1 protein-coding gene is annotated in these 248 nt (G+C 44.0%); it reads right to left on the bottom strand.

Annotation, left to right across the window (positions count from 1 at the left end):
- Positions 1-32 precede the first annotated feature (32 nt).
- Positions 33-248: phage holin family protein (locus tag DXB92_RS14230; protein WP_242986711.1), on the bottom strand; the 216-nt coding region annotated here is incomplete at its 5' end.

Here is a 248-nt window from a genome sequence, read left to right as displayed (position 1 = left end):
TCGTTGTTGCATCTGGTCTTAAAATAGTCATATTACTTGTCCTCCTTGTCGGTTGTTTCTTCTGTTCTGCCGATTTTCGTTTGCAGAACATCAATTGCTTTTTGGATTGCGGGCGGATATGGGATCCCCATTAAACTTGTATTTTCCACGATGGAAAGCAGTTCGTTCAGGCAAAAGCTGATGCAGACTGCATCCCGGATGTAGTTGGTATTCAGCAGAATATCCATCCGAACTGCAACGACGATCAG

The organism is Ruminococcus sp. OM06-36AC, assembly GCF_003438725.1.
Taxonomy (GTDB): domain Bacteria; phylum Bacillota; class Clostridia; order Oscillospirales; family Ruminococcaceae; genus Ruminococcus_C; species Ruminococcus_C callidus.
Note: the sequence above shows the minus strand (reverse complement) of the source record. Positions and strands in the feature narration are given on the sequence as shown.